Raw genomic sequence first — 25,219 nt, 5'->3', positions numbered from 1 at the left:
CTAAATACTTGCTAAAAGTGACAGAAAAAAACTAACAAATTTTGTTTAATGTAATCTAAATGATTTATAGTTTGAAATAGGCTTGTTTTACTTTATTACAAGCGTATTTAAGTTTGAAATATGCCTTTTTAAGTTTACCATAAATAATTTCAATTTTGTAATGATTGTTTTTAATTTTAAAATATCTCGTTTACACTTGAACATAAGTAGTTTCTATGTAAAAATACGCGCGTTCAACGTGAAAATATTGCTTTTCCAGAGGAATATAAGCGATTTCAACTTGAAAATAAGCTCATTCTGTTTAAGAATAAGCGAATTCAGGCTATAAACTTTTCGTTTCTACTTTGGAATAGGCTTTTTCTACTTTCTAGATTTGAGCTAGCAGGGATTTTAAATCGATGCTGTCTTTAAAAAAGTCTTTCCACAAGTCGCCTTTTTTTTCAAGTCGCTTTGGGACGGTCTTGATGGTAAACGCGCCCAGGTCTAGCTTGGCATTCACTTCGTCCCATTCTAGCGGGGTGCTGACAGTGGCTCCGTCTCTCGGGCGAAGCGAGTAGATGCTTGCCATGGTTTTTCCTTTTCCGTTTTGCAGGAAATCTAGATAGACTTTTCCTTTTCTTTTTGACGGACTTCTTTCGAGGCTGACTATATCGGGCAGCTTTTTGAGTACCATCTGGCTGACGAGATGCGAGAAGGTGCGTGTCTGGTTGTAGGTATATTTGGGCAGTATCGGAATAAAGACGTGCAGTCCTTTTCCGCCTGATGTTTTTATGTAGGCGGGCACTTTTAGGGAGTCTAGAATTTCTTTTAAGGTCAAAGCGGTCTTGATGATCTTGTCCATTCCTGCCTCGTTCGGATCGAGGTCAAAAATGATATAGTCGGGATTGTTCAGCGTGCCGATGCGGCTGCTCCAAGGGTTAATTTCGATACAGCCCCAGTTGGCTAAAAAGAGCAGCGTGTCTTTGTCTTGGCAGAGCAGGTAGGTAATTGTTTCGCCTGTTGATTTTGATTTTAGTTTTTTGGTCTTGATCCAATCCGGAACTTGTCCTTCTACGTTTTTTTGGAAAAAGCCGTCTTTTGTGATTCCGTTAGGCGTGCGTTTTAACGATTCTGGACGGTCTTTCAGGTAAGGAAGAATGTAATCAGCAACGGCATCATAATAGGCTATCACATCGCCTTTGGTATATTTTTCTTTGGGCCAGAAAATCTTGTCGAGATTCGAAAATTCGGCCTTGCTGTCTGTCTTTTCCATTGCCTTTTTGTTTGTAGTTTTGTTTTTCGATTCGACAGCACTTTCTGCGGCTATCTTGCTTTCTTTTACGACCTCGCTTGCTTTTTTATCTTTCCGCAAGCCTAGGAATACGGGATGGCGCATGCTGCCCGCGTCGGTCCATTCGGTAAATTTTAATTGGGCAACCAGTTCGGGCCTGACCCAATGCGTGCCTTGCAATCTGGGCGGTATCTTAAAGGGGCTTGTCTTGCGTTCGAGCTTCTCTAGTTTGGTGCGGAGTTCTTTCAGGGTCTTATCGTCGAATCCGGTTCCTACTTTTCCGGAATATATAAAATCGTCTTTGTCAAAATAACCGCAAAGCAGGGCGCCTAGTCCGTTTCGACTTCCTTGCGGGTCGGTAAATCCGCCGATGACCATTTCTTGCTGTTGGGTGGTTTTTATCTTGAGCCAGTCTTTGGTGCGCTGGTCTTGGTGGTATCTTGAGGTGATTTTTTTGGCAATGACTCCTTCGCCTCCTAATTTTTCGATGGCGGCAAAGGTTTCTTTTCCTTGCCCGATGGTGTGCGATGAAAAAATAACGTTGTCTAATTTTGGAAGGATGGCTTTCAGGATTTTTTTGCGCTGTAGCAATTCAAGCTGTCTCAGGTCATAGCCGTTAAAATATAGGATGTCAAAGACGTAAAATTTTAGGGTGCCTTTTTCTCGGTGCTCGTCAAAATGCTGCAGCCACTGGAAATGGCTTTTTCCTTTATTGTCTTCTACGACAACTTCGCCGTCTAAAATGACGTCGTCATTTATTTTTTCTAAGACCGTGACAAGATCGGCGTATTTGGTATTGAAAGAAATTCCGTTTCGGGAAATAAGCTTTACTTTCTTCTTTTGGATTTGCGCAAAAGCACGGTAGCCGTCGAATTTGTTTTCGAAAAGCCAGTCATCGTTGTCAAAAGCTTCATCGGCCAGCGTCGCCAGTTGCGGACGCCAGTCGTCTGGGAAGTTTTTTAGGGTAGTGGCCTCTTGCAGATCTTCGGCAGAAAAAGCTTCTTCATTACGGATTAGGGATTGCCTGGGCTTTTCTTTTTCAGCTTCTTCTTTGTCTTCTTTCTCTTTTTCTTTTTTGGTTTCGGCTTTAGAAAGCTTTTTGCCTTTGTCGGAACTGTACATGGCTCCATTCTTTTCTATTCCTTTAAAATCTAATCCGGAAACGGCAGAGTTTTCATCGAATTTTATTTTTGCACCCGCAAATTCGTCTTTTGACTTCATCAGCAGCCACAGGTTGTCTTTGCCTTTCATTTCGACCAAATGCCAAGCGCCAGACAATTTTTTTCCTTTCAAGATGATTTTGATGGAGCCTTCTGCAAGCTGTTTTTTCATCGTCTTGTTGTCTTGGGCAACGGCTGTTTCTGTGTTTTCGGGGCGGTAGGTTCCGTAGTCCCAGACCATCACGGTCCCGCCGCCATATTCTCCTTTGGGAATGGTTCCTTCAAAATCAAAATAATCCATCGGGTGATCTTCGGTCTGTACGGCCAAGCGCTTGTCTGACGGATTGGCGGAAGGTCCTTTTGGAACGGCCCAGCTCACCAAAACGCCATCTATTTCTAATCGAAAGTCATAATGCAATCGCGAAGCCGCGTGCTTTTGAATGACAAAAGTAAGCTCGCCTTTGGAGGCTTTTTTGATTCCTTTGGGTTCTTTGGTTTTAGAGAAATCTCGTTTCTGGTTGTATTTTTCGAGCGCCATGGTCTTAGTTTTTTATTGCTTCAAGACTTGCTTTGAGTTGTGCCAGTAGATCGTCTGTAGCTTCTTTTTTTGCTTTAGGTTTTTCTGCTGGTTCTTCTTTTTTTGCGGGCTTGCCTTTTTCTTTTGATTTTTTCCTGATGATTTTCAGCAATTCGTCCTTGTAGGTGTCTTTGTATTTTTCGGGCTCGAATTTGTCGGTAAGCTGTTCGATAATGTTCAATGCCATATCGAGTTCTTTTTTGGCAACTTTTACGTCGTCTGGAATTTTTGCTTCGGATGGGCTGCGCAGGTCTTGATCAAAACGAATTTGTATGAGCAGGATGGCGTTGTCTTCGACCTTAAGGATTCCGAGATGCTCGGTATTTCGCAGCACAAATTTTGCAAGGCCGACCTTTCCCGATTTCTTTAGAGCCTCTCGAAGCAGGGTATACGTCTTTTTGGCTTCTTTGGCAGGTTCTACGATATAGGGCTTTTCAAGGTATTGGGCAGGAATTTCTTTTTCGAGCACAAATTCAAAAACATCTATGGTTTGTGTCTTTTCGGGCATGGCTCTGGCAAAGTCTGATTTGTCGAGCACCACATAGTCGCCATTTTCTTTTTTATAGCCTTTGGCAATCTCGTCCCAAGGCACTTCTTTTCCGTCTTTTTTGCAGACGCGGACAAATTCGATGGCGCAATGGTCTTTTTTACGAACCATATCTAGGTCAATCCGATGCGTGACAGCGCCACTGTATAGGCGAACGGGTATATTGATCAGGCCAAAACTGATACCTCCTTTCCAAATTGCTTTCATATGATTTGATTTACAACTACTTAAATTTATTGCTTTTTGGCCAAAAATGATAGGGCTTTAACATCCCTTTCACGTGTAAGAGTAATAAAAAACGGAGACCTTTAGCCTCCGTTTTTGAATTGTATTTAAGATTATTCCGGATTAGTATCCGATCCTGTGCGCTTCTGGTCGCGTTTTGTCTGCTGCGGATCATCGTCAGCATCTTCATCATCCGTCAGCGAATCGTCATCGTCATCATCTTCGTCATCAAAACCATCGTCTAGAAAATCATCATTGTCTTCTTCTTCCTTATCGTCATTATCGAAATTTCGGTCTTGATCAAATGTATTATTACGATCTCTGTTTAGATCAGGATTGTCAATTTCTCGCTTGCCGTTTCCTCTTATTTGTTCTCCATTAAGAGGATGGCTTGGGCTGTTCTGTCCCCAGAGCAGCTCTTCGTTCAGGTCGTTATATTGTGTTCTCATAGCATCATTTTTAGTTATTCTTCAGTTTCGTCTATATCATCGGCCGCATCGAAGTTAATCGTGTTGTAGGCGGCTTCGGTCAAGGTAACATCAGCTTCTTTTTCTTCGTTAAGTGTGATTTCCAGAAGTCGTGCGGCTTCATCTTCACCTAACGTTTTTGCAAAAGCGCAGAGTGTTCCGTAGCTGGCAATTTCATAGTGTTCAATTTTTTGGGAAGCCGCTATGATTCCGGCATCGCGAACAGCGCCTGGTTCTGTTTCTTCTAGAATGCCTTCACCTTCTTTAATTAGGCCTTCCATGGCATCGCATTTTTTGGCTGTGGCTTTTTTGCCGAGCGTATCAAAAACCTCTTCGAGTCGGGCAACTTGTTCTTTGGTAACTTCTAAATGGTCTTCGATGGCAGCCTTTAGGTTTTCGGAAGTCGCGTTTTTCGCCATTTTCGGAAGTGCTTTTGTAAGTGCTTTTTCAGCCCAATAGATGTCCTTAAGTTGTTCCATAAACAATTCTCTTAATCCATCGGCAGCATTTGCTTTTGGTTTCACCGTTTTTGCACTGGAACTCGGGCTTTTTGCTGTCGATTTTGAGGCACTTGGACTGTTTTTAGAATTGCTGGATTTTGCTGTGGTTTTGCTGCTATTTTTTGCGGCAGAAGAATTTGAATTTTTCATAATTGCTTATTTTTTAGTTGATCTATTCTCAAAGTTCCAACTTGAACAAGCATTTTTACTTATACAATTGATTTTAATTTTTATATGTTTGGTTAGATAGCAAGGTGTTACTCATAAATGATTTATAGGATAGCGTCAAATGATGGTACTTATAAATGTTTCTGCATCGTGAGAGCCGTATTTTTCAAGATGGTTTACAAAATGACTGCCTAGTATAGCGCCTTTTTGGAATTGTGTAGCTTGTTTAAAAGTGGTACTGTTGCTGATTCCAAAACCTATAATTTGCGGATTCTTGAGCTTCAGGGAAGCAATCTTTTCAAAATAAGCCAGCTGCTTTTCGTCAAATGCTGTCCTGCTTCCGGTAACGCTCGAACTGCTGACCATATAAATAAAGGCATCGGAAGCTTCATCAATTTGTCTTATCCTATCTTCAGAAGTCTGCGGCGTGATAAGAAAAATAGGCGCGAGATGGTATTTTTCAAAAATAGATTTGTAGTCGGACAGGTAGACTTCTAAGGGAAGATCGGGGATAATCAATCCGTCGATTCCTGTTTCTTGGCATTTCTTGTAAAAGTTTTCTACGCCAAATTGCAGTATCGGATTAAAATAGCCCATGATCAACAGCGGAATGTTGACGGTTTGGCGGATGTTTTGTAATTGCTCGAAAAGTAGCTGCGTTGTCATTCCGTTTTTTAATGCTTTGGTAGAGCTGGCTTGTATCGTCGGTCCGTCGGCTAAAGGATCGCTGAACGGAAGGCCGATCTCAATCATGTCAACGCCTGATTTCTCTAAATTTTCGATAATGACCTTTGTGTCATCTAAATTGGGGAAGCCAGCCGTAAAATAGATAGAAACCAGCTTTTTGTCTTCTCTTAGTTGATCTTGGATGCGTTTCATGTTCTAAAGTTTAAAATAGTTGATATAGGTATTGAGGTCTTTATCGCCACGGCCAGAAAGGTTGATAATTACGATATCTTCGGGACGGAATTTTTTGCATTCCAAAACGGCTAAGGCATGGGCGCTTTCAATCGCAGGAATTATGCCTTCTAATTGTGCCAATTCTATACCGGCTTGCATGGCTTGGTCGTCGGTTATCGAAAGAAATTCGGCGCGCTTGCTTTCAAACAGATGGGCATGCATCGGACCGATTCCGGGGTAATCCAAACCTGCCGAAATAGAGTAGGGTTCTGTGATTTGTCCGTCATCTGTCTGCATCAAAAGCGTCTTGCTTCCGTGAATGATGCCGATTTTTCCGAGTGCCGAAGTCGCGGCGCTTTCTCCTGAATCGATTCCTTTTCCGGCAGCTTCTGCGGCGATAAGCTTTACGTCTTCATTTTCTAAGAAGTGATAAAATGCACCAGCAGCGTTGCTTCCTCCGCCTACGCAGGCAATGACATAGTCGGGGTTTTGGCGGTTTTCTTGCTCCATCAGCTGCAACTGCATTTCTTCGGAAATTATGCTCTGAAAACGGGCCACCATATCAGGATAGGGATGCGGGCCGACAACGGAACCGATAATATAAAAAGTGGCTTCGGGATTGCTGATCCAGTCCCTGATGGCTTCATTTGTGGCGTCTTTTAGGGTTCTCGATCCAGAGCTTACAGGACGGACTTCGGCTCCTAGCATTTTCATTCGGGCAATATTCGGAGCTTGGCGTTCAATATCGACTTCGCCCATATAAACGATGCATTGCAGTCCCATCAAGGCGCAGACCGTTGCTGTCGCAACTCCATGCTGTCCGGCACCAGTTTCTGCAATAATGCGTTGCTTTCCTAATCGTTTTGCTAGCAATATCTGCCCTATGGTATTGTTGATCTTATGGGCTCCGGTGTGGCAGAGATCTTCTCTCTTGAGATAGATTTTTGTGTTGTATTTTTCGGACAGTCTTTTGGCCAAATACAAAGGCGTCGGACGGCCGACATATTGCTTGAGCAATGAGTGAAATTCTTTTTTGAATTCGGGTTCTTGGGAAATCTTGAGGTAGTTTCGGCGCAACTCTTCTACATTTGGGTAGAGCATTTCGGGAATGAATGCACCACCGAAACTGCCGTAATATCCTTTTTCGTCTGAGTTATAATTTGTGTTCATGATTTTCTTTTAGCTGTTGTATAAATTCTTTTAGTCTTAAGGTATCTTTTAATCCGGGACTGGTTTCGAATCGGCTGTTGACATCTATCGCGAAACACTTTTTGGAATAGTCTTTTTGGAAGAATTCGAATAGCTTTTCAATATCTTCTATGCCGATACCGCCGCTCAAAAAATAGTCTTTTTCCAAAGCGTAATTTTCTAAGATGTTCCAATCGAAAGCGGTTCCGTTTCCTCCAAAATGCTGTCCTTTGGTGTCAAATAAAAAATAGGAACAGGAATCTTTGTACTTTTCTAAAATGCTAAAATCAAAATTGTTGCCGAGTGCAAATGCCTTGATTACTTTAACTTCTGAGATGCGTTCTATTGAGGCACAAAATTCACGAGTTTCATTGCCGTGTAGCTGGATAAAATCGAGGCCGTGCTTTTGCACTTTTTCTTTAATTTCAGTAAATGAAGCATTGACAAAGACGCCTGTCTTTTTTATGTCGGGACTGATTTTGGGTATTTCGGCTTCAAAATAACGGGGCGAGTTTTTATAGAAAATAAATCCTATAAAATCAGGTATCAGCAGGCCAACTTCCTGAATGTTTTCAGAAAACTTCATGCCGCAGATTTTTAGCTGTATTTGCTTTGTCATAGGTTGGAATTGATTTCTTTGATAAACTTCTCAAGTGCCAGACCAGGGTTGTCGGTCTTCATAAAGCTTTCGCCGACCAAAAATCCTTCAAAGCCATATTGCTTGAGCTTTTGGATGTCTTCTGGAGTATTGATGCCGCTTTCAGATATCTTGATAAAATCATCCGGAATCGCGGCGGCCAATTCAAAGCTGTTGGTCAGGCTGGTTTCGAAATTGTTAAGATTTCTGTTGTTTACGCCGATCAAGTTAAGGCTGGGCATCATTGCTTTTTCCAGTTCTTCATGGTTGTGAATTTCCAGCAAGACTTCTAGGGAGAGCGATTGGGCAAATTGCGAAAGCTGCCTAATTTCTTCTCGGGTCAATACAGCTGCTATCAGTAGGATGGCATCGGCTCCGTGCGATTTGGCTTCTACAATCTGATAGGTATCGACAATAAATTCTTTTCTCAAAAGAGGTAGGGAAACAGTGGCTCTTGCCAATTGAAGGTCTTCGAGCGAACCGCCAAAATACTTGGCATCGGTCAATACCGAAATTCCAGAAGCACCGCCTTTTTCATATCCTTTTGCGATTTCTTCTACTGAAAAACTATTATTTATTATAGCTTTTGAAGGAGAACGACGCTTATGCTCCGCAATGATTCCTGCGGACTTCTTGATGTGTTCAGACAGCGAGATCGCATGCTTTCCAAATAAATCGGAACATTCTAATTGTTGAATAGAAATGATGCTTTTCTTTAAGGCGACTTCGCGCTTTTTGTCGGCAATTATTTGGTCTAAAATAGTCATGGCTATCGGCTTAAGTGTTGCAGTTTTTTTAATTTTTCTAAGGCTTTTCCGCTTTTGAGGCTCTCTTCGGCTTTATGGTAGGCCTCCGCCAGCGAATTGTTTTCTACAGTGCTGATTGCTACAGCAGCATTGGCGCAGACGACTTGGTTTTGGGCTTCTGTTCCGTTTCCGGAAATAATATCATGGAACAGCTGCGCTGCTGCTTCGACAGTAGCACCTCCTTTTATAGCGTCAGGATTCAGGGCATGCAGGCCGAAATTTTTGGGACCGATAATGGTTTCGGAAGTCTTGCCGATGATTTTTGCATCGCCCGTCAACGAAATTTCGTCGTAGCCTTCTAGGGAATGCAGGATGGTATAGTTTACGTCGGTATTTTGGTATAAATAGGCATACATCCGAGCCAGTTCTAAGCTAAACACGCCGACGATCTGATTTTTAGGAAATGACGGATTTACCATAGGACCTAGCATGTTGAAAAAAGTCTTGACACCCAGCTCCCTGCGGATCGGGCCTACATTTTTCATAGCGGGATGGAAGAGCGGGGCATGAAGGATGGAAATATTTGCTTCTTCAATGCATCGCCTTAAAAAAACAGCATCATTGCTGAATTTTATGCCGAGATTTTCCATCACGTTGCTGGAACCGGAAACCGAGGAAACACCATAATTTCCGTGCTTTGCAACTTTAATTCCGGCACCAGCCGTTACAAAAGAAGCTAGGGTAGAGATGTTGAAGGTGTCTTTTCCGTCGCCGCCTGTGCCGCATAAATCAACTGTATTGTAATCGGAAAAATCAATCGGAATGCAGAGTTCTAATAGTGCTTCTCTAAAACCGGATAATTCGTCTATGGTAATGCATCGCATCATAAATACGGTTAGGAAAGCCGAAATCTGGCTCGGATTGTAGTGTCCCGAAGAAATGGCTACCAGAACAGATTTGGCTTCTTCTTTGGATAGGGTTTCGTGGCTTATGAGCCTGTTGAGTATGATTTTCATTGTTTCTATTTTTAAATTGACATGGACTAATTATTGCTTTTAACTGTCGAGCCAATTTTTTAGGATTGTTTTTCCATGAGGCGTGAGGACGCTTTCGGGATGAAACTGTACGCCTTTTATATCGAATTTCCGATGCCTTAATGACATGATTTGTCCGTTTTCATCAGTAGACGTTATTTCTAATTCATCGGGAAAATTTTCTGCTGAAATGACCCAAGAATGGTAGCGACCGACTTCAAATTCTTCTGGAATTGTATCGAAAAGCGTCTCGTCTTTTACTGAAGTTTTTACTTTAGATGAAATGCCATGAAAAACTTTATCTAAGTTAATTAAGCTCCCACCATAAACTTCTCCAATAGCTTGCTGTCCGAGACAGATTCCCAATATGCTTTTGGTTTCGGCATAGTGGCTGATGACTTGTTTTAGGAGACCCGCTTCGTCTGGAATTCCAAGGCCAGGAGACAGCAAGATTTTATCAAAAGTTTGCAGTTCTTCGATTTCAAATTCGTCATTTCGGAGCACGGTTACTTCTCCTGATAATTCTTCTAGATAATGGACAAGGTTATAGGTAAAACTGTCGTAATTGTCGATGATAACTATTTTCATTTCCTTGATTTTTAGATGTTTTCGGCCAGATCCAATGCTTTAGTCAGCGCTCCCAATTTGTTGTATACTTCCTGCATTTCGCTTTCTTCGTCGGAACTTTCCACGATTCCGGCTCCTGCTTGATAATGGAGCTGATGGTCTTTGCTCAAGAAAGTGCGTATCATGATGGCATGGTTAAAATTGCCTTGGAAATCCATAAATCCGATGGCTCCGCCGTAAAATCCGCGGTTCGTTTTTTCTATTTTATCAATAAGCTGCAGTGCTTTGTGCTTTGGAGCGCCGCTTAAGGTACCGGCTGGAAAAGTGCTGGCTACCAAACTCATGGTACTTGATTTTTCTTTTACTGTTCCGGTTACTTTTGAAACGAGATGGATGACGTGGGAGAAGAATTGTACTTCCTTGTACTTTTCCACTTGAACGCTGTGGCAATTTCGGCTCAAGTCATTTCGGGCAAGATCGACAAGCATGACATGTTCGCTGTTTTCTTTTTTGTCTTCGGAAAGTTTTTTGGCTAGGACGGCATCTTGCTCATCATTTCCGGTTCTTTTGAAAGTTCCCGCAATGGGATGGATTTCGGCCTTGCGGTTTTTGATTATTAATTGTGCTTCAGGGGACGAGCCGAAGATTTTGAAATTGCCATAGTCAAAAAAGAAGAGATAGGGTGAAGGATTGATGTTTCTCAAAGCTCTATAGACATTAAATTCGTCGCCTTTGAAATTTTGCGTAAAGCGTCGTGACAGTACAAGCTGGAATACATCGCCGCGATGGCAATGTTTTTTTGCCAATACTACATTTTCCTTAAACGTATTATCGGTCAGGTTTGAAGAGGGTTTTCCTTGTTTAGAAAAGGAATAGGAAGCAAAATTCTTGGACAACAGCAGCTGTTCGATTTCGGCAATATTGTCCTTACCGTCCAGACTGTGGCAAAAGATATAAGCTTCATTTTTGTAATGATTGATAGCGATGATATTTTGGTAGACAGCATAATAGATGTCTGGGATTTCCTGACTGTCTGGCTTTGGACTGATCGTAATCTTTTCGAAATAACGCACGGCATCGTATCCGATATAGCCGAACAAGCCGCTATTGATGAACTTGAAGTTGTTTTTTTCTTCTTCAAACTGTGAAGCAAATTCTTGGATGGTCTGAGCAACTTCGGTTGTGTTCTCGATTTCTATTTCGTGAGAGCTTCCGTCGGGATAGGTCTTAAGGATCTTATTGCCTGCTATTTTTATAGCCGCAATAGGATTGCAGCAGATATATGAAAAGCTATTGTCACCGCCGTGGTAATCGCTGCTTTCTAATAAAAGGCTGTTCGGGAATTTATCTCTTATCTTTAGATAAACGCTTACTGGCGTTATAGTATCAGCCAGGATTTGCTTGTGTTTTGAGTGTAATTTATACATTTTCATACGTTCAGTTTTGGGAATAAAAAAAGGCTTGTCGTGATGACAAGCCTTAAATATTTGGATTTAAAAAATACAGATAGCAGGATTCGCTCACGAAGTTCGACGTAAGTTATTCCACCACCAAGTATTGTTTAAAATGCAGTTCATGTGAATGATTATTGTGGCAAATGTATAAATGTTTTTTTAATACAGCCTATAATTTGGCTTAAATTTAAAAAAGAACTGCTTCCGTAATGGAAGCAGCTCTAATTTTTTTTGGAATATTATTGTTTGGAAAATACCAGCTCAACACTACCCGCTCTATTATAGGGCACGCCCTCGGCATTCCTGTCAGGATAGGTTGTCAAGACTGTCGTTTGTGTCAACGTACGGCCATTGTTGGATCTCGTAAAATTCAAGGTTACGTCGCTACCGTCCTCTTGTTCATACGTAATAGTAATGACATTGTTTGCGACTGTCCATGTTCCTGTAACATCATTTTCTGCACAAATTGCTACACCAGTATTCGTGTCAATCAAGATATAATCGATTTCATACGTAAACGTATTATCGGAATTAAAATCGATTTTTCTGCCATCATAGCAATTGCTTTCGTCCATTTGATTTGTGGATTCTGTTCCATTTTCGTCAAAATCGGTTGCAGCTCCCGTGTTGAACTCTGTCAAGTTATAGACTCCTTCGATAGCACCTGAATCGTTGTTTGAAGTGTCGTCATCTGAACAAGCTCCGAAGCTGATAGCTAAAATTGCTAGAGCTAAAAATTTTCCTTTTTTCATAACATGTGTTTTTAAGATTGGTTAATTGTAACAGTTTTTACAAATTTGATGATTTTGTATTGTTAATTATTTATACTATTGCTAATAAAATTTATATAATTTTCAATTTATGTTAATAAATGTTAATTATTTAAGAAATTAACCGCTAAAATTTTAAAAATCAGAAGAGTAGGACGATTAAAGAAAATAGTACGTTAAAACTTGGTTAAATGCTGATTGGAAATAAACATAAATTGAATTATTAGCTCTAAATTTATGTGTAAAGAAGTATAAATTATTGAAAATGAAACCACAGGAAATACTTTCTCGCTTATCTAATTTGGAAACGAATATGGGAACAACCGAAAGAGTTGTTTCTGTTTTGTCAGGTTCTGTCTTGCTTTACGATGCTATTACGAAAAAACCTAAAAGCATGCCTGGAGCTCTATTGGCAGGATTTATGATTTTTAGAGGTGCCACGGGATACTGTCCTGGCTACGATACCTTAAAAACTAAAGCAAAAGTCGAAAAGACCCCGATTATCAACATCAAGATCCAGATGACTATTGATAGGCCTGTTTCTCAGGTATATCCGTTTTGGCGCGATTTGGAAAACCTGCCTTTATTTATGGAGCATCTTGAAAGCGTCGTACTCTTAGATGAAGAAACTTCGGAATGGAAAGTAAAGATTCCGGGAAATATAGGGCATCTTACATGGAAAGCCGCGATTATTAAAGATGAAGAAAATAGGGAAATTAGCTGGCGTTCGTTTTCGGATTCTATTATCCACAATATAGGGAAAGTCCAATTTTATGATAATGGAAAATCAGGCACAAAAATGCAAGTCATGATTTCGTATCAGGTTCCGCTTGGAAAAATAGGAGAGACGGCAGCCAAAGTATTGAATCCTATTTTTGAAAATATGATAGAAAATGATATCAAAAGGTTTAAAGACTATATTGAGAACCAGCAACCTCACGATTTGCTTCCAATATCCTTTTAATAAAAATCCCCATCATGAAAATGATGGGGATTGCAAAACAAATAATAAACCTCAAAAAATAAATACAAATCAAGAGTTCTTGAATTGAAATTTTAGATGATTTTTATTATCGGCTATTTAATAGATTTTCCAATTCTTATTAATCCAAAGTTACGATTGCAAAACCTAAAATCGATTATATAATTATCCTTAAGTTTTATATAAAAATTGTAAAAAGATCATAACAAACTTTACTAAATTATTTCAAATGGAACTTCTAAAAATCTGCGTTGCCGCTTTTGTGGCTACACACATCACATTATTATTCAGCCAGTATGTTTCGGAACGGTTCGGCCAAATTTTTAAGGAACCTTTGGTGTTAGGCCTTATCTTGTCAAGGATAGGAAGCAATGTTACTCCTGAGCGCAAGAAAGTTTGGGAACAAGGTTTCCGTTATCTGTCTGGACTTTTTATCGTCTTGTGCTATCATTATATTTGGACGCATACGGATATTGATCCTACTTGGTTTAGTGGCCTTATTTTTGGAATTATCACAGGCCTTGCGGCCGTCGGCTGCTGGTATTTTCTTTTTAAGTTTTCTGTAGTTTCTAAAGTGCGTTTTAAAGAATACTACCTGCCCCTTTTTGCGACTTACATTTTGTTTGCTTTATCGGTTATTGTTATTTATAGGCTGTTTGGCCTTTTCCAATAAAAAAAACACGGCTTTTGGCCGTGTTCTGATTCGTCTTAAATAGGTTGCTTGCTTATTGCGGCATGGCGCTTTCGTCCATATACGCTATTTCCCAAAGATGTCCGTCTAGGTCTTGGAAACCGTGGCCGTACATCCAGCCATGATCCTGCTTGTCATTTGGTGCAGAACCGCCTGCTGCTATTGCTTTCTTCACCATATCGTCTACGGCTTCGCGGCTTTCTGCAGAAAGGCAGATGATGGATTCTGTATATTTAGAAGTATCACAGATTTCTTTTTTGGTGAAATTCAGGAAAAAAGGCTCGGTTACCAACATTACGAAAATAGTGTCGCTGATAATCATGCAGGTCGCATTTTCATCGGTAAACTGCAGGTTAAAAGTATAGCCTAGCTTTGTGAAAAATTCAATGGATTTGTTCAGGTTTTTTACGGGAAGGTTTACAAAAATTTGTGTTGCCATATTTCTCTTTTTTTTATTTATTACTTTTTCTCATACTCATAATTGATCATCCATTGGATGCCAAATTTGTCGGTAAACATGCCATATAAGGCACCCCAGAACATATCGTCTAGCGGCATTTGGATTTTGCCTCCTTCAGAAAGTTTTGCAAACAAGTCTCTCGTCTGCTGTTCAGAATCGGTATTGATTGAAATGGACATACTGGTTCCGTTTTTGACTTGTTCCATCGTTTCCGGAACATCCGTTCCCATAAGCATATTGCCACCAATTGGAAGGGCGATATGCATGATTTTGTTTTTGTCTGTCTCAGGCATTTCTTCGCATCCAGGAGTATCTCCAAATCTCATTATTACTGCGAAGTCGCCGCCAAAAGCTGCCTTGTAGAAATTAAAGGCATCTTCTGTGTTGCCATTAAAATTTAAATACGTGTTAATCGTTGCCATTTTGATTTAATTTAATTGTTCGTAATTGATTGAAATTGTTTTATTCTTCTAATACTGAAAGTATATTTCCTGCGGGATCTTTGAACCAAGCAATCAACGGACCGCCGCCTCTAAAGATTCCCTTTTCATCGGTTGGCGTGCCGTCAATAACATAGTGTTCGAATTGTATGCCTTTTTTAGAAAGCTCTTCTACTGCCTTCTCGATATCAGGCACTGGAAAATTAAGAATCGTAAATGTGGCGGGCTCGTGATTTTCTTTCGGATAGATTAATATCGAAGTGCCGCCCGTTATTTTTAGCGTTACTATTCCTTCCATTTCCGGATCTTCTTCTACTTCCAATCCTAAGATCTCGCCGTAAAATTTTTTGGCTTTTTTACTGTCATCGACAGAGAAACCGGTGAATGCTTTGCTTTTATGTAACATGGCTATTGTTTTAAAGATTTACATATCATCATATCGTAGGGCATCATAGCCTAAAAGTCTTCTCCATAGTGCTATCTGGCCTATGCAGTTTGCTTCGCGGTAGATAACGAAAGTGATTAGTTCGTAATGAGACATTACCATTCCTGGCATCATTTCAAATTTTTCATCTAGCTTTTCATCGGTTACTTTAGACAATAGCTCCTGCAATATTGGACTGATTTTGTTCCAGTCCTGTAAGAATTGCGATAAAGGCGGATATTGTACATTGTCTTGTATGCCTTTGCCATCCTTAAATAAGTTCTCTGCTTGTTGCTTTTCCGTATAGCCTAATAGGTTTGCGACTTCGTAGCGTTGCTGTACCAAGCTTCCTACAAGCCAAGCAATGTGGTTGGCTTTGGTATCTAATCTTTTATGGGCATCTTCATCCGAAATTTTCTCTAAGGCTCTCTCGAAAAAAAGCGTCTGCATGTCGTATAAGACAAGCAAAGAAAACATCCTGCTACTTGTGGGCTTGATTTTCATATTGATATTTTTTAGTATTAAAAATTGAATTAAATTCCTTCTTTTATAAGGTTTGATAAAATTAATTCAAAAAATAAGCATAAAAGGTGTGGGTTAAAGTCATTATGAGGGGGGATTTAAGACAAAATATTTTATATTTGTTCTTCCTAAAAAATTAGCTATGAAACTAGGTATTTTGCTTACACAAGAACACAGGCTTTTGAGCGTTGCAGCGATGCTAGACGTCTTTGAGACCGTCAACAGATTTTATCTGCAAGACAATCTTCAGCCTTATTTTGACATCAGCCTTCTCCATATGGAAGAGGTAGCACAGACGTATTCTGAATATAACTTGCGGCAGCCGGATTCAGATACAGTATATGATATTTTGCTCATTCCTGCATTCAAGCAGGATATTATTCCGAGAGCCGTTACCTTGAACCGACATTGGATTGTCTGGTTGCGAGAGCAGTATGAAAAAGGAGCCTCGATAGCCAGTTTCTGCACGGGCGCTTTTCTTTTGGCTTCTACAGGCTTACTGGATAACAAGCCTGCAACAACCCACATCAATGCAGAATATGCTTTTGCGAATGCCTTTCCGGCGGTTGACCTGAAAGTAGATGCCGTGGTTACCGAAGAAGATAGAGTGTACACAAGCGGAGGCGCTACGAATAGTTTTCACTTGATGATGCGCCTTATCGAAAACTTCTGCAGCAGAAAGATGGCTGTGAAAACCGCAAAGATATTTTCTATCGATCTTGACAGAAACCAGCAGACCTATTTCGGGACTTTTACTCCAGCCGAAGACCATGGCGATGATCTGGTGAAGCAGGCGCAAGATGTCATCAAGAAAAATTTTAGAGAGGCAAATACAATTGAAGAAATTATTACGGATGTTCCAGCCAGTAGGAGAAATTTGGTAAGGCGATTCAAGCAGGTGACAGGCATTACGCCGATTGAATACCTGCAGAAGACCAGAATAGAGGCTGCAAAGCAGATGCTAGAACATTCAAGGCAGAGCGTTATGGAAGTAATGTTTGAGTCGGGCTATAACGATTTGAAATCATTCCGAAGCCTATTCAAGAAAAATGTGGGAATGACTCCGACGGCTTATAGAGAAAAGTTCAACAATCTTGTTGCCTGATTATTTTACGGGAAGGTATACTAAAAATTGTGCCCCAACACCAGGCGTACCTATGGCGCGAATAAACCCGTCGTGCTTTTGAACAATCTTTTTGCATATGGCAAGGCCGATTCCAGTGCCTTCATAGTCGGTTTTGCCATGTAGCCTTTTAAATAGTTCGAAGATTTTTTCTTCGTATTCTTGCTGGAATCCGATTCCGTTGTCTTCAATATTTATTTTCCAGAATTGCTTTCCGGCAAATTCTTCTAAAGAAACTATTTCAGCATTTATCTTTATGACAGGGTCGATGTCTTCTCGGTTGTATTTTATGCCGTTAGAAATTAAATTAGTCAAAAGCTGCTGAAACTGAATCGGAATTACAGGAAGCGTAGGCAATTTGGCTACTTCAATGCGGGCATTCCTTTTCTCAATAATATCGATCATGTTGTTTTTTATCTCGTCAATTACAACATTCAGATCGGTAGGAACTAAATGAATCTCAGAAGCATCCATGCTTGAATAGTTGAGCAATGATTCAATTAAGTTCTGCATACGATTCGCCGCATTCGTGATGCTTTGGAAATAGCCAAGCGAAGACTCGCTGAAATTAGACTTTTCACGAAAGAGGATACGGCTGGCAAACAGCTGTATTTTACGGAGCGGCTCTTGCAAGTCATGAGAAGAAATATAAGCAAAGGAAGCCAGTTCGATATTCTGTCTTTCCAGTTCTTTGTTTTTCATCTCCAAAAGCTTTTCATTCTGGAGGCGCTCAAATTCCATCTCGCTTCTCTTGGCAGCTATTTTCAACAGTGATTCGATATACGATATGTCACTTATCTCGGTTTGGTGTAGCACGGCTATTAGGCCGATTATTTTTCCCGATGAACTGACTAATGGATGGGCAATATAACCTTCGGCATTTAGCTCAGCCAGCGTCCTGCTATCAGGAAAGAGTTTTTGGCTATTGTTAGGATAATGCGTGTTGTTTCCTTTAATGACTTCTTCACAAGGACCGCCTTTTAAGAGGTATTTGAAATTATCTGTAACCTTTCCAAAAGCTATTACAGAAACGCTTTTGATACACTCTTCTCCCGATTCTTCTGTAATGACTTCACCAAGAAGCACATAGTCCATCTTTGTTTTAGCCGCTATTTCAAGCAGCAGTGAGTTGAAAAAATCCTGACCGCTTCCATAGGAGTAAAAGCTTTCCGAAAATTCAGTAAGCAGTTGCTGTTCGAGCTCCTTGTTCTTATTTAAAAGAAGCGTATTGATGGCTTCGATTTCTAGGGCAGCAGTTTTTTCCTGAGTTATATTTTTTGAGGTTACAGCCACAGAATTGCCTACTTTTTCGATAGTGGCATTGAACCATATAGTAGTATTGTTATGCTCAACAGAAATTTCGTAACTATCAGGAATTCCTGTTTCCATACAAGCGGCCATTCTTTTAAAGATGCCGTTTTCAAAGATTCCAGGGTAGACTTCTCTACATGTCTTTCCGATTACTTGTCCTGGCTCAAGTCCGAAGTTTCTGGGTACTTCTGGATTCGTATACGAAATTTTGAAGTCGCCAATCGTGCCGTCTTTTTGATATACGGCTTCATAGCTTGCAATTCCATAGTTTGTAGAATTTAGCACTGATTGGAGAAACGACTGCAGTTGTTCGGCCTCGCTGCTGATATCATTCACGGCCAAAAGCAGGAATGTTTCTTCTGGTAATTCGATCGAATCGATATTTAGCAGTAATTTGCTGTTCTCTGAATTTTTGGCATACCGGAGTTCGTAATTTTGGATAGTTCCTTTTGTTTCCAGAGTTTCTAAAAGAAGCTTGGACAGAGTAGGAATATCAAAAGCGTCATGTCTTATTTCTAGAAAAGACCTTCTCCCGTAACTATCAGGCTCTGACAAGCTGAATTTGTTATTGAACGCAACATTGGAATATACTACTTTTAACGCCTTATCAAGCAAAAGCATAGGCTCGTGTGCCGATGCTATGATTTTTTCGATAGCAGAATAGTTTTTGGATGTCGGCATAGTAATGTCAGAGTTAGAGGGTACAACAAAGTTAAGAAAATCTTAAAGTCAGAGGCAGAAGAATGCAAAAATTTTGCTATTCTTTCAGAATATGTTCCCAAATATTACCTTAAATTTGAGATAATTAAAAGAATAAGGCTATGGCTGTAGAAACGTGCAAATTTTCAGATACGGATATTGTCTGGACCGATATTACAAATCCAACAAAAGAAGAGCTCGAAAAAGTCAGCGAAATATATGATTTGAATCCTTACACTTTGATGGATAGTCTTGATCCAGACCATCTTCCTAAATACGAAGAGCATAACAATACGCACTTTTTTATCGTCAGGATTTTGCAGCATTCTCATGAACACGAGCAGACAATCCGAGAGCTTAGCAGCAAGATTGCCGTTTTTTATAATTCTAATTTTATCATCACGATTCACCGATCTGCCCAGCCGATCATGGAAGAAATACGCAAAACTTGTATGGATACGGGTAAACTAAAAACGACCGGTGGCATGGCAGTAAAGATTATTTGGGAAACTTTGCATTCGTACGAAGTGCCCGCAATACGGCTTTCGGAGAAGATAGATTACTATGAATCGAAAGTATTTCTCAAAAAAAATATTCCTGCCGACATGATTGAAGGGATGTATTACCTGAAAAGAAAAACGGGACTCTGCAAGAAATTGCTGCTGTTGACGAATGAAGTCGTAAATTCGGTGAAAGTAGAAGAGAAGGATCTTCCAGCTTTACAGGATGTCCGAGACTTGCATATCAAGCTGCTTACGCTTTACGGACAGGTGCAGGATGACGCAAATAATCTATTAAATATCTACCTTTCTTTATCTGCCCGAAAAACAAATGACGTGATGAAAATCCTGACTATTTTTTCTGTCTTTTTTATGCCTTTGACTTTTATTGCAGGTATTTATGGGATGAATTTTAAGTTTATGCCTGAGCTTGATGAAAGGCTAGGATACCCGCTTGCGTTATTGGCGATGGTCATTGTTTCGGTAATTATTTTTATCTGGTTCAGGAGAAAAAAGTGGCTGTAACAAAAAAGGCGAAAGTATTACCTTCCGCCTCATAACTAAACTCAAATTTGTTTATGGTATTCCCATAGTTTCATTGTCCTTTCCAGTCTCTGGCTGTGATTCTTTTGGTTTAGGATCAATTGCGCTGTCGCGCTTGTTTTTTAGGCTGTCTCGGAAATCCTTATCGTCATTCAATTTTTGCGTAGGAATCTCAGAAACATGAATATATTTTTCACCGGAAGCTTTGCCGTTGTCAGTCTTCACGGTTTTTTTTTGATTTTCTTTATTATCTTCCATAAAAGTTCTTATTGAAAGAAAATCAAATTTAGCAAGCCAGTGGATTTTTTGTGTTATATGATTCCTTCAAAAGATTATGAAATTGAAATATGCACGGTTATAACTCGTTTTCAATCTCTTGCATAAATTGCTGTAGTGGAAAAGCATCGCCTTGGTTTGTCAACACAATGATCACTGTTTTATCATGAAGGTTTCTCCAAATGCAGGCTCTATAGCCGTTTAATCCACCTGTGTGGCTAACTATTGTATGCCCTTCTTTTTCTTGTATATTCCAGCCGAAACCATAATTCGAAATGCTTCCGTCATTTAATTTTGCCGGCTGACAAGCATTTTCCATTTCTTTTTTACTCATCAGCTTTTGGCCGTAAAGCGCCTCTTCCCAAGCAAACAAATCTTTTGCAGTTGAGAAAATACTTCCATCGCCAGTAGTCAGAATCGAATAATCATCCAGTTTTTTGTCTTTGTTGTAACCGATCGCCCTGTTGGTAATGGTTGGTTTTGTAGTATCATAAACGATAGTTCTTTTTAGATTCAATGGATGAAAGACAGCTTCTTTTAAAAAATCGGCATAGGATTTACCGCTTATTTTTTCAATAATGGATGCTAAAATAATATAGCCTGTATTGCTGTATTCGAATTTATCACCAGGCGAAAAGTTCAGGTTGCTTTTTGTGCCTAGCCATTGCATGACCTGTGTATTGGTAAGATTTTTTACGGGAGCCATTTCTTTTTCATAATCAGGAATTCCTGAAGTATGGTTAAGCAATTGGCGGATGGTAATTTTTTGTGCAAATGGTGGCAGATCGGACATGTATAGCGAAATAGTGTTTTCATACTCTAATTTATGCTGTTCCTTCAATTGCATGATAGTCAGCGCAGTAAACGGTTTAGCAAGCGATGCTATATAAAAAACGGTACTGTCGTTTACTGGCTGTTTTGTTTGTAGGTCCCTATAGCCTAGAACGGTATCGCAAAGAATCTTTCCGTCTCTGGCGACTAAAAGCGTTCCGTTAAAAGCGCCTTTTTTGTAATAGTTGCTTGCTATTTCTTTGATATTGCTTTCGGGAGTGCTAGTGCAGGATGTAAATATAATTACTGCGAATGCCAGAAGGAAGAGGTGTTTCATATTTGTTTATTGTTCCGCTAAAATTAGTTTTTTTAAGATGACAACCTGGCCCAAATGATAGTGTGTGTGCTCAATAATTCCGTGGATATTTCTGTAATAATTGCCATATTTTTCCTCCGTAAAATGTTCCCAAAGTTTTTCTTCTGGCAATTGCTCGATCAAATTTGCAAAGTTTTCTGCATCTGCCCAAGTTTTGTCGAGCAGATTTTCCCAATCTGCTTGCGAAAGGATAGGAGGATGGTTAAAGCTGTATTTGTCTTTGGCTTCTAGCGGATTTTCTTGCAGTACTTTTAAGACAGCACTTACGTAATAATTCATATGATAGACTAGGGCTGCAATCGTATTAAACGAATGGATTTTTGTTGTTGCCTGTTGCCAAGTTATGTCTTTCAGGTTTTCTTTTAGGTTGGAGCAGGTCCAGTTGCCTCCAAAATGAATTTCTCTAAAGTGCTTTGCTATTTGCTGGGTCAGGTTCATGTCTTTTGATCTTACTTTTTGATTTTTGAAATTGTCTTGCCAATTGTCTTTGAAGGCTTGTCCATATCGTTGATTGCAAATTCTGCTGCCGATTTGATCAAATTCTTTACTTTTTCGTTTCTGTAATCAGCAATTGTTTTTATCGGAATGTGACGTATTAGATTTCCAGTTCCTGTCAGTAATTTATCTGGATCTTCGAGTAGGGTTCCTTTGTTGAAGCCTAGATTGAGATGATTTGTATAGATTGGAATCATGCAGAAAGCATCTGATAATTTTTCTGAAATAGAGAAGACAGAAGTCAGTGCATGCGTATGATACAGCAATTCATTGCTTTCAGGATAGAGTTCTAAGATTAATGCTCTTAGGTCCTGAAATAAATGAATTAATTCTGGCTCCTTGCGTTCCAATAGATTTTGAAAATCAGGATGTAGGTTTCGGATGGCTTTCATTTAGTGTCTGAATTTTTAGTTTCCTAATACAGACGAAATTAAGAAAAAGAAAGACAGTAAAGAAAAAATCTATAAAAGTCTGATTTAATAGATCGTAAATTTCTGTTTTTTACAATCCAGGAGTAGTATTTTGCCCATAAAAATTTTATTGCCTGCCATGCCTTCCATTCCGGAAGATTTCATTAGCATACGCTGTAAAAAAGAGGTTCCTTCAATATAAGTTACTTCCGACAAGGTAATGTTAGTATTGCCAATCCGGATTTTTTTACTTGTTTTTGCCGTATAAGTTGTCAGCTTATTACCCCAGGAATTTCCTTCTCCTTTAAGAATAGGCCCGCTATTTCTATATTTTTCCCAGCTTTTTTTGCTCGTAATCAATTCAAATACGCTAGTTCCTGAATCATATATTATTTTGATTTTTTCGTTTTCTATTTCCGCAGGAAACAGTATCCGTCTTTTTTTAAATTCAAAATCGGACCAATTGTATTTCTTGTGCTCGTTTGGAATTGATTCGGAAAAAGAACAGTAGTTATCTTTAAAATCTAAAACAGTTATTCTTTTTTCCAGTAAATCAGTTCCCAAAGTTCCAATTATAATCGGCGAATCCGAATCGTTCCATCGTATTGAATCACCATATTCTAACATTTTGAATCGGCTTGAAGAAACTTCCATATTTCCTAATTCAAAACCTAGCTTTATAGGAGAAAGGCTGTCGGAAAAGTTAAATTTAGGCCCGTATTTTTGTTGGATTGATTTTAAAGGCGCTGTATAAAATAATGTTGTAGGCGAACCCAAATCTAATTGCATATAAAATTTTTCGGGAATGCCTTTTAGGCTTACAGGAAGGAGTAAGGCGGTCATTGAATCTTCCCATACGATAGGAATTCTGCTTGAAGAACCGCGAACAGTCAACGCATTTTTTTCGGGAGTAAATTTTTGATCAAAATAAAAGTGGCCAAATAGGGCGCCCATGACGATAATTGCAACTGCAATAAGGGTAATTTTTTTTAAAAGTTTCATCGGATTTTTTTTTGCAATACTCCGATGAAGAATTTAATTTTTCGCTTAGAAACTACCGCCAATTTTGCGCCATTTTTATGTCATGACTTATAATATATTGTTTTTCAGTGAAATATAAAGTCTTTGGTTTTTGTTCAGTTCTATGCTATTTCTGATGATGATATAGGTATTCGTCAGCAAGGAAACCAATAAGACGACTAAAATGATAGGGATTTTTGTCGAAAGAAGTTTTTGCACAAACGGACTTATGATAAGCAGAAAAGAATTAATAATGGTCCATACTATTTGGAAGCCTATAATCTCACGTCCTATTTTTTTTGTTTCTGCTCCAGAATTTCTGAAGGTCAGAATTGAAGGAAATATAATATTCCCAAAAGGTAAGATTATAAAGGACAAAGCTGTTATGTTGATGAGCTTGGCTTTGTCTAGGCTCCAGTTTTCAGGAGCTTCAGCTTTGGGTATTTCTATAAGATCTTCCGGAGCAATGTCTAAAGATTTTGCCAGATTCTTTAGGGTAAATCCTTTGAGCGGACTACCTGATTCTATTCTTTGTATTGTTCGTAAGGATACTCCTGATTTTTCGGCAAGTTCCGATTGAGTCAGCTGTAATTTTTGTCGATAGATAGAAACCTTGTTTGTCATTCCTTGTCTTGAACTTAATCGATTTTATTTTTCTTTTTAAAAAAGGTTTCCTCAATTGCAGGCAATTCCTTCTTATAATTTTCTACATCCCATTTCATGTCCATTTCTGCCAAATAAGCTTGTAGGCTTGGCAAACCTACTTCGGCTCTTCGCAGGTCTACATTATCGGGATCTTCGAGCGGAGCGACAAAGCTCTCATTAGTCTTCATGTTCCAGCTGATCTGGCTCCCATAAATTTGTTTTTTTCCTTGTTTTAAAGCGACTCTGTCTTCTAAGAGAGCGAGCGAACTTGCTCTGGCATTTCCTTTTTTTACAGCTTCTCTCATCATTGGCAGGTATTTTATCTGTGCAGGAAGCTCCGCATGCTGTATGACCATAAACAGAGTCGTATTGGCTTGGCTGCCGATTTTATCAGAGCCCAGCCAGCCATGTTTATTGATTATAGCTTCGACTTGAATCAGATTCAGTGAATCGGTTATCTTCATATTTTTAAACAATGCTTTTGATTCTTTTGAATCACTTCCGAAACGTGCTATTGTTTCTTCCATCTGGTTTCGATAGCGTTGGTCAAGCTCATCAATATCCAATAACTGCTTGGTAATATCGTTAAAGTTGGCGTCTTGTCCGAAGGCAAGGAATCCCCAAAGTAGTAGTATTAGTTTCATTGAGACTTATGGCTTTGTTTCAGAAATTTCCCATCTGCCTGTGCTTTTGGCGGCATCAATCATTTTTTAAGGTTTTATTTTATGCAGTAATTCTCTTTTGATGTAGACGAAGTTATGAAAAAATGTTTCCAGCACCAAAAAGGTTAGCTATAAGCTGCTTGTAACCTTAGTAACCATTAATGTCTGATAAGTTAAATAAAAAAAAGACCTTGAAAGGCCTAGTTTTTTTGATTGTTGACGATTATTTTCTGACTGAATTTCTGATTATCAGAAGTTACAAGATCGACTATATAAACTCCTTTGCTCAAGCCGCTGGTTGAAAAAGAATACTTTTCACTGGTACCCAGATTGTCTTTTTTGAAAACGCTTTTGCCTGTAATATCAAACAATACGACTGACCTAATATCGGCTAGATTTGGATTTTGTACCGTGAATGTCTGCGATGCATTGTCCTGCGTGATTCCGAAATTATTTTTAATCGTTTCACCGACGCCTAAAGCCGTATTTACAAAAGTAATCTGAAACCTGCTGTTGTAGATTCCAGTAGGAAGTGTCACTTCATAACTACCATTTTTGATATCATGATACGAATCGTCGGCTCCATCGTATAAATAGATCATTTGGGTCGGATCAAAATTTGTTACTTCCGGCACATAAAATTTTATCGAGGCGTTGTT

29 protein-coding genes are annotated in these 25,219 nt (G+C 39.4%); 4 read left to right on the top strand and 25 right to left on the bottom strand.

The features are described 5' to 3' along the window. Positions 1 to 367 precede the first annotated feature (367 nt). The 12 genes from ligD to CLV94_RS00090 form a co-directional block, all read right to left on the bottom strand. The gene (gene ligD, locus CLV94_RS00140) at positions 368 to 2,968 is read right to left on the bottom strand and encodes a DNA ligase D (RefSeq protein ID WP_121374453.1); all 2,601 of its coding nucleotides are present in this window, start codon (positions 2,966 to 2,968) and stop codon (positions 368 to 370) included. Positions 2,969 to 2,972: 4 nt separating this feature from the next. Beyond that, on the bottom strand, positions 2,973 to 3,761 hold the full coding sequence (gene ku / locus CLV94_RS00135; protein ID WP_121374452.1) for a non-homologous end joining protein Ku: 789 nt from the start codon (positions 3,759 to 3,761) through the stop codon (positions 2,973 to 2,975). A 131-nt stretch (positions 3,762 to 3,892) separates the two neighbouring features. Further along, entirely contained in the window at positions 3,893 to 4,228 is a 336-nt protein-coding gene (locus CLV94_RS16930) for a hypothetical protein (RefSeq protein ID WP_170148716.1), read from the bottom strand. A gap of 14 nt (positions 4,229 to 4,242) precedes the next feature. Beyond that, positions 4,243 to 4,896 carry a YciE/YciF ferroxidase family protein gene (locus tag CLV94_RS00130; protein WP_121374451.1) on the bottom strand — a complete coding sequence of 218 codons (654 nt, stop codon included), beginning with the start codon at positions 4,894 to 4,896 and terminating at the stop codon, positions 4,243 to 4,245. A gap of 135 nt (positions 4,897 to 5,031) precedes the next feature. Then, positions 5,032 to 5,793, bottom strand: coding sequence for a tryptophan synthase subunit alpha (trpA, locus tag CLV94_RS00125; RefSeq protein ID WP_121374450.1), 762 nt, complete (start codon positions 5,791 to 5,793; stop codon positions 5,032 to 5,034). Between the two features lie 3 nt (positions 5,794 to 5,796). Beyond that, the gene (gene trpB / locus CLV94_RS00120; RefSeq protein ID WP_121374449.1) at positions 5,797 to 6,984 is read right to left on the bottom strand and encodes a tryptophan synthase subunit beta; all 1,188 of its coding nucleotides are present in this window, start codon (positions 6,982 to 6,984) and stop codon (positions 5,797 to 5,799) included. After that, positions 6,968 to 7,621 carry a phosphoribosylanthranilate isomerase gene (locus CLV94_RS00115; protein WP_245982394.1) on the bottom strand — a complete coding sequence of 218 codons (654 nt, stop codon included), beginning with the start codon at positions 7,619 to 7,621 and terminating at the stop codon, positions 6,968 to 6,970. Before CLV94_RS00115 ends, trpB begins: the two co-directional genes overlap by 17 nt. Continuing rightward, on the bottom strand, positions 7,618 to 8,406 hold the full coding sequence (gene trpC, locus CLV94_RS00110) for an indole-3-glycerol phosphate synthase TrpC (RefSeq protein ID WP_121374448.1): 789 nt from the start codon (positions 8,404 to 8,406) through the stop codon (positions 7,618 to 7,620). Before trpC ends, CLV94_RS00115 begins: the two co-directional genes overlap by 4 nt. A 2-nt stretch (positions 8,407 to 8,408) precedes the next feature. Next, positions 8,409 to 9,401, bottom strand: coding sequence for an anthranilate phosphoribosyltransferase (gene trpD, locus CLV94_RS00105; protein WP_121374447.1), 993 nt, complete (start codon positions 9,399 to 9,401; stop codon positions 8,409 to 8,411). Between the two features lie 39 nt (positions 9,402 to 9,440). Beyond that, positions 9,441 to 10,007 (bottom strand): anthranilate synthase component II, encoded by a 567-nt coding sequence (locus tag CLV94_RS00100; protein ID WP_121374446.1) that lies wholly within the window; start codon positions 10,005 to 10,007, stop codon positions 9,441 to 9,443. A gap of 11 nt (positions 10,008 to 10,018) precedes the next feature. Continuing rightward, the gene (locus tag CLV94_RS00095; RefSeq protein ID WP_121374445.1) at positions 10,019 to 11,419 is read right to left on the bottom strand and encodes an anthranilate synthase component I family protein; all 1,401 of its coding nucleotides are present in this window, start codon (positions 11,417 to 11,419) and stop codon (positions 10,019 to 10,021) included. A gap of 260 nt (positions 11,420 to 11,679) precedes the next feature. After that, positions 11,680 to 12,192 (bottom strand): lipocalin family protein, encoded by a 513-nt coding sequence (locus CLV94_RS00090; RefSeq protein WP_121374444.1) that lies wholly within the window; start codon positions 12,190 to 12,192, stop codon positions 11,680 to 11,682. A 283-nt stretch (positions 12,193 to 12,475) separates the two neighbouring features. Between CLV94_RS00090 and CLV94_RS00085 the strand changes: the two genes are divergently transcribed. Then, a complete protein-coding gene (locus CLV94_RS00085; RefSeq protein WP_121374443.1) occupies positions 12,476 to 13,174 on the top strand; it encodes an SRPBCC family protein in 699 nt (232 codons plus the stop codon). A gap of 247 nt (positions 13,175 to 13,421) precedes the next feature. Further along, a complete protein-coding gene (locus CLV94_RS00080; RefSeq protein WP_121374442.1) occupies positions 13,422 to 13,865 on the top strand; it encodes a hypothetical protein in 444 nt (147 codons plus the stop codon). A 52-nt stretch (positions 13,866 to 13,917) separates the two neighbouring features. Here the strand turns inward: CLV94_RS00080 and CLV94_RS00075 are convergent, their stop codons facing one another. Genes CLV94_RS00075 through CLV94_RS00060 form a run of 4 tightly spaced genes read right to left on the bottom strand, consistent with a single transcriptional unit; the run spans position 13,918 to position 15,711 of the window. Further along, positions 13,918 to 14,322 carry a VOC family protein gene (locus CLV94_RS00075; protein WP_121374441.1) on the bottom strand — a complete coding sequence of 135 codons (405 nt, stop codon included), beginning with the start codon at positions 14,320 to 14,322 and terminating at the stop codon, positions 13,918 to 13,920. Positions 14,323 to 14,342: 20 nt separating this feature from the next. Then, positions 14,343 to 14,765 (bottom strand): VOC family protein, encoded by a 423-nt coding sequence (locus CLV94_RS00070; RefSeq protein WP_121374440.1) that lies wholly within the window; start codon positions 14,763 to 14,765, stop codon positions 14,343 to 14,345. A gap of 40 nt (positions 14,766 to 14,805) precedes the next feature. After that, on the bottom strand, positions 14,806 to 15,189 hold the full coding sequence (locus tag CLV94_RS00065; protein ID WP_121374439.1) for a VOC family protein: 384 nt from the start codon (positions 15,187 to 15,189) through the stop codon (positions 14,806 to 14,808). An 18-nt stretch (positions 15,190 to 15,207) separates the two neighbouring features. Next, positions 15,208 to 15,711 carry a DinB family protein gene (locus CLV94_RS00060; RefSeq protein WP_121374438.1) on the bottom strand — a complete coding sequence of 168 codons (504 nt, stop codon included), beginning with the start codon at positions 15,709 to 15,711 and terminating at the stop codon, positions 15,208 to 15,210. Between the two features lie 160 nt (positions 15,712 to 15,871). Here CLV94_RS00060 and CLV94_RS00055 point away from each other — a divergent pair, with 160 nt between their 5' ends. Then, positions 15,872 to 16,834 (top strand): GlxA family transcriptional regulator, encoded by a 963-nt coding sequence (locus CLV94_RS00055; protein ID WP_121374437.1) that lies wholly within the window; start codon positions 15,872 to 15,874, stop codon positions 16,832 to 16,834. On the opposite strand, the gene CLV94_RS00050 is transcribed toward CLV94_RS00055, so the two are convergent. Continuing rightward, on the bottom strand, positions 16,835 to 18,844 hold the full coding sequence (locus CLV94_RS00050) for an ATP-binding protein (RefSeq protein ID WP_121374436.1): 2,010 nt from the start codon (positions 18,842 to 18,844) through the stop codon (positions 16,835 to 16,837). It lies immediately after the preceding gene. Positions 18,845 to 18,984: 140 nt separating this feature from the next. Here CLV94_RS00050 and CLV94_RS00045 point away from each other — a divergent pair, with 140 nt between their 5' ends. After that, complete coding sequence (locus CLV94_RS00045) at positions 18,985 to 19,887, top strand: magnesium transporter CorA family protein (RefSeq protein ID WP_121374435.1); 903 nt, start codon at positions 18,985 to 18,987, stop codon at positions 19,885 to 19,887. 51 nt (positions 19,888 to 19,938) lie between these two features. On the opposite strand, the gene CLV94_RS00040 is transcribed toward CLV94_RS00045, so the two are convergent. The 8 genes from CLV94_RS00040 to CLV94_RS00005 form a co-directional block, all read right to left on the bottom strand. Continuing rightward, the gene (locus CLV94_RS00040) at positions 19,939 to 20,163 is read right to left on the bottom strand and encodes a hypothetical protein (protein WP_121374434.1); all 225 of its coding nucleotides are present in this window, start codon (positions 20,161 to 20,163) and stop codon (positions 19,939 to 19,941) included. Between the two features lie 97 nt (positions 20,164 to 20,260). Beyond that, entirely contained in the window at positions 20,261 to 21,289 is a 1,029-nt protein-coding gene (locus CLV94_RS00035; protein ID WP_121374433.1) for a serine hydrolase domain-containing protein, read from the bottom strand. A gap of 6 nt (positions 21,290 to 21,295) precedes the next feature. Further along, entirely contained in the window at positions 21,296 to 21,766 is a 471-nt protein-coding gene (locus CLV94_RS00030; protein WP_121374432.1) for a DinB family protein, read from the bottom strand. Between the two features lie 11 nt (positions 21,767 to 21,777). After that, a complete protein-coding gene (locus CLV94_RS00025) occupies positions 21,778 to 22,215 on the bottom strand; it encodes a DUF1801 domain-containing protein (protein WP_121374431.1) in 438 nt (145 codons plus the stop codon). Between the two features lie 84 nt (positions 22,216 to 22,299). Then, positions 22,300 to 23,235 (bottom strand): hypothetical protein, encoded by a 936-nt coding sequence (locus tag CLV94_RS00020; protein ID WP_121374430.1) that lies wholly within the window; start codon positions 23,233 to 23,235, stop codon positions 22,300 to 22,302. Positions 23,236 to 23,322: 87 nt separating this feature from the next. Next, a complete protein-coding gene (locus CLV94_RS00015; protein ID WP_121374429.1) occupies positions 23,323 to 23,877 on the bottom strand; it encodes a helix-turn-helix domain-containing protein in 555 nt (184 codons plus the stop codon). A gap of 14 nt (positions 23,878 to 23,891) precedes the next feature. Beyond that, on the bottom strand, positions 23,892 to 24,542 hold the full coding sequence (locus CLV94_RS00010; RefSeq protein ID WP_121374428.1) for a DUF6624 domain-containing protein: 651 nt from the start codon (positions 24,540 to 24,542) through the stop codon (positions 23,892 to 23,894). Between the two features lie 218 nt (positions 24,543 to 24,760). After that, a partial coding sequence (locus CLV94_RS00005; protein WP_211331168.1) for a T9SS sorting signal type C domain-containing protein occupies positions 24,761 to 25,219 on the bottom strand: 459 nt, incomplete at its 5' end.

Origin of the sequence: Flavobacterium endophyticum, assembly GCF_003634455.1 — a bacterium.
GTDB lineage: Bacteria > Bacteroidota > Bacteroidia > Flavobacteriales > Flavobacteriaceae > Flavobacterium > Flavobacterium endophyticum.
The sequence above is the reverse complement of the archived record's forward strand: the minus strand, read 5'-3'. Positions and strand labels throughout refer to the sequence as shown.

Excerpts from the sequence above, each read along its gene's own strand:
- ligD (WP_121374453.1), bottom strand. The coding sequence starts at position 2,968 with ATGGCGCTCGAAAAATACAACCAGAAACGAGATTTCTCTAAAACCAAA.
- ku (WP_121374452.1), bottom strand. The coding sequence starts at position 3,761 with ATGAAAGCAATTTGGAAAGGAGGTATCAGTTTTGGCCTGATCAATATA.
- CLV94_RS16930 (WP_170148716.1), bottom strand. The coding sequence starts at position 4,228 with ATGAGAACACAATATAACGACCTGAACGAAGAGCTGCTCTGGGGACAG.
- CLV94_RS00130 (WP_121374451.1), bottom strand. The coding sequence starts at position 4,896 with ATGAAAAATTCAAATTCTTCTGCCGCAAAAAATAGCAGCAAAACCACA.
- trpA (WP_121374450.1), bottom strand. The coding sequence starts at position 5,793 with ATGAAACGCATCCAAGATCAACTAAGAGAAGACAAAAAGCTGGTTTCT.
- trpB (WP_121374449.1), bottom strand. The coding sequence starts at position 6,984 with ATGAACACAAATTATAACTCAGACGAAAAAGGATATTACGGCAGTTTC.
- CLV94_RS00115 (WP_245982394.1), bottom strand. The coding sequence starts at position 7,621 with ATGACAAAGCAAATACAGCTAAAAATCTGCGGCATGAAGTTTTCTGAA.
- trpC (WP_121374448.1), bottom strand. The coding sequence starts at position 8,406 with ATGACTATTTTAGACCAAATAATTGCCGACAAAAAGCGCGAAGTCGCC.
- trpD (WP_121374447.1), bottom strand. The coding sequence starts at position 9,401 with ATGAAAATCATACTCAACAGGCTCATAAGCCACGAAACCCTATCCAAA.
- CLV94_RS00100 (WP_121374446.1), bottom strand. The coding sequence starts at position 10,007 with ATGAAAATAGTTATCATCGACAATTACGACAGTTTTACCTATAACCTT.
- CLV94_RS00095 (WP_121374445.1), bottom strand. The coding sequence starts at position 11,419 with ATGAAAATGTATAAATTACACTCAAAACACAAGCAAATCCTGGCTGAT.
- CLV94_RS00090 (WP_121374444.1), bottom strand. The coding sequence starts at position 12,192 with ATGAAAAAAGGAAAATTTTTAGCTCTAGCAATTTTAGCTATCAGCTTC.
- CLV94_RS00085 (WP_121374443.1), top strand. The coding sequence starts at position 12,476 with ATGAAACCACAGGAAATACTTTCTCGCTTATCTAATTTGGAAACGAAT.
- CLV94_RS00080 (WP_121374442.1), top strand. The coding sequence starts at position 13,422 with ATGGAACTTCTAAAAATCTGCGTTGCCGCTTTTGTGGCTACACACATC.
- CLV94_RS00075 (WP_121374441.1), bottom strand. The coding sequence starts at position 14,322 with ATGGCAACACAAATTTTTGTAAACCTTCCCGTAAAAAACCTGAACAAA.
- CLV94_RS00070 (WP_121374440.1), bottom strand. The coding sequence starts at position 14,765 with ATGGCAACGATTAACACGTATTTAAATTTTAATGGCAACACAGAAGAT.
- CLV94_RS00065 (WP_121374439.1), bottom strand. The coding sequence starts at position 15,189 with ATGTTACATAAAAGCAAAGCATTCACCGGTTTCTCTGTCGATGACAGT.
- CLV94_RS00060 (WP_121374438.1), bottom strand. The coding sequence starts at position 15,711 with ATGAAAATCAAGCCCACAAGTAGCAGGATGTTTTCTTTGCTTGTCTTA.
- CLV94_RS00055 (WP_121374437.1), top strand. The coding sequence starts at position 15,872 with ATGAAACTAGGTATTTTGCTTACACAAGAACACAGGCTTTTGAGCGTT.
- CLV94_RS00050 (WP_121374436.1), bottom strand. The coding sequence starts at position 18,844 with ATGCCGACATCCAAAAACTATTCTGCTATCGAAAAAATCATAGCATCG.
- CLV94_RS00045 (WP_121374435.1), top strand. The coding sequence starts at position 18,985 with ATGGCTGTAGAAACGTGCAAATTTTCAGATACGGATATTGTCTGGACC.
- CLV94_RS00040 (WP_121374434.1), bottom strand. The coding sequence starts at position 20,163 with ATGGAAGATAATAAAGAAAATCAAAAAAAAACCGTGAAGACTGACAAC.
- CLV94_RS00035 (WP_121374433.1), bottom strand. The coding sequence starts at position 21,289 with ATGAAACACCTCTTCCTTCTGGCATTCGCAGTAATTATATTTACATCC.
- CLV94_RS00030 (WP_121374432.1), bottom strand. The coding sequence starts at position 21,766 with ATGAACCTGACCCAGCAAATAGCAAAGCACTTTAGAGAAATTCATTTT.
- CLV94_RS00025 (WP_121374431.1), bottom strand. The coding sequence starts at position 22,215 with ATGAAAGCCATCCGAAACCTACATCCTGATTTTCAAAATCTATTGGAA.
- CLV94_RS00020 (WP_121374430.1), bottom strand. The coding sequence starts at position 23,235 with ATGAAACTTTTAAAAAAAATTACCCTTATTGCAGTTGCAATTATCGTC.
- CLV94_RS00015 (WP_121374429.1), bottom strand. The coding sequence starts at position 23,877 with ATGACAAACAAGGTTTCTATCTATCGACAAAAATTACAGCTGACTCAA.
- CLV94_RS00010 (WP_121374428.1), bottom strand. The coding sequence starts at position 24,542 with ATGAAACTAATACTACTACTTTGGGGATTCCTTGCCTTCGGACAAGAC.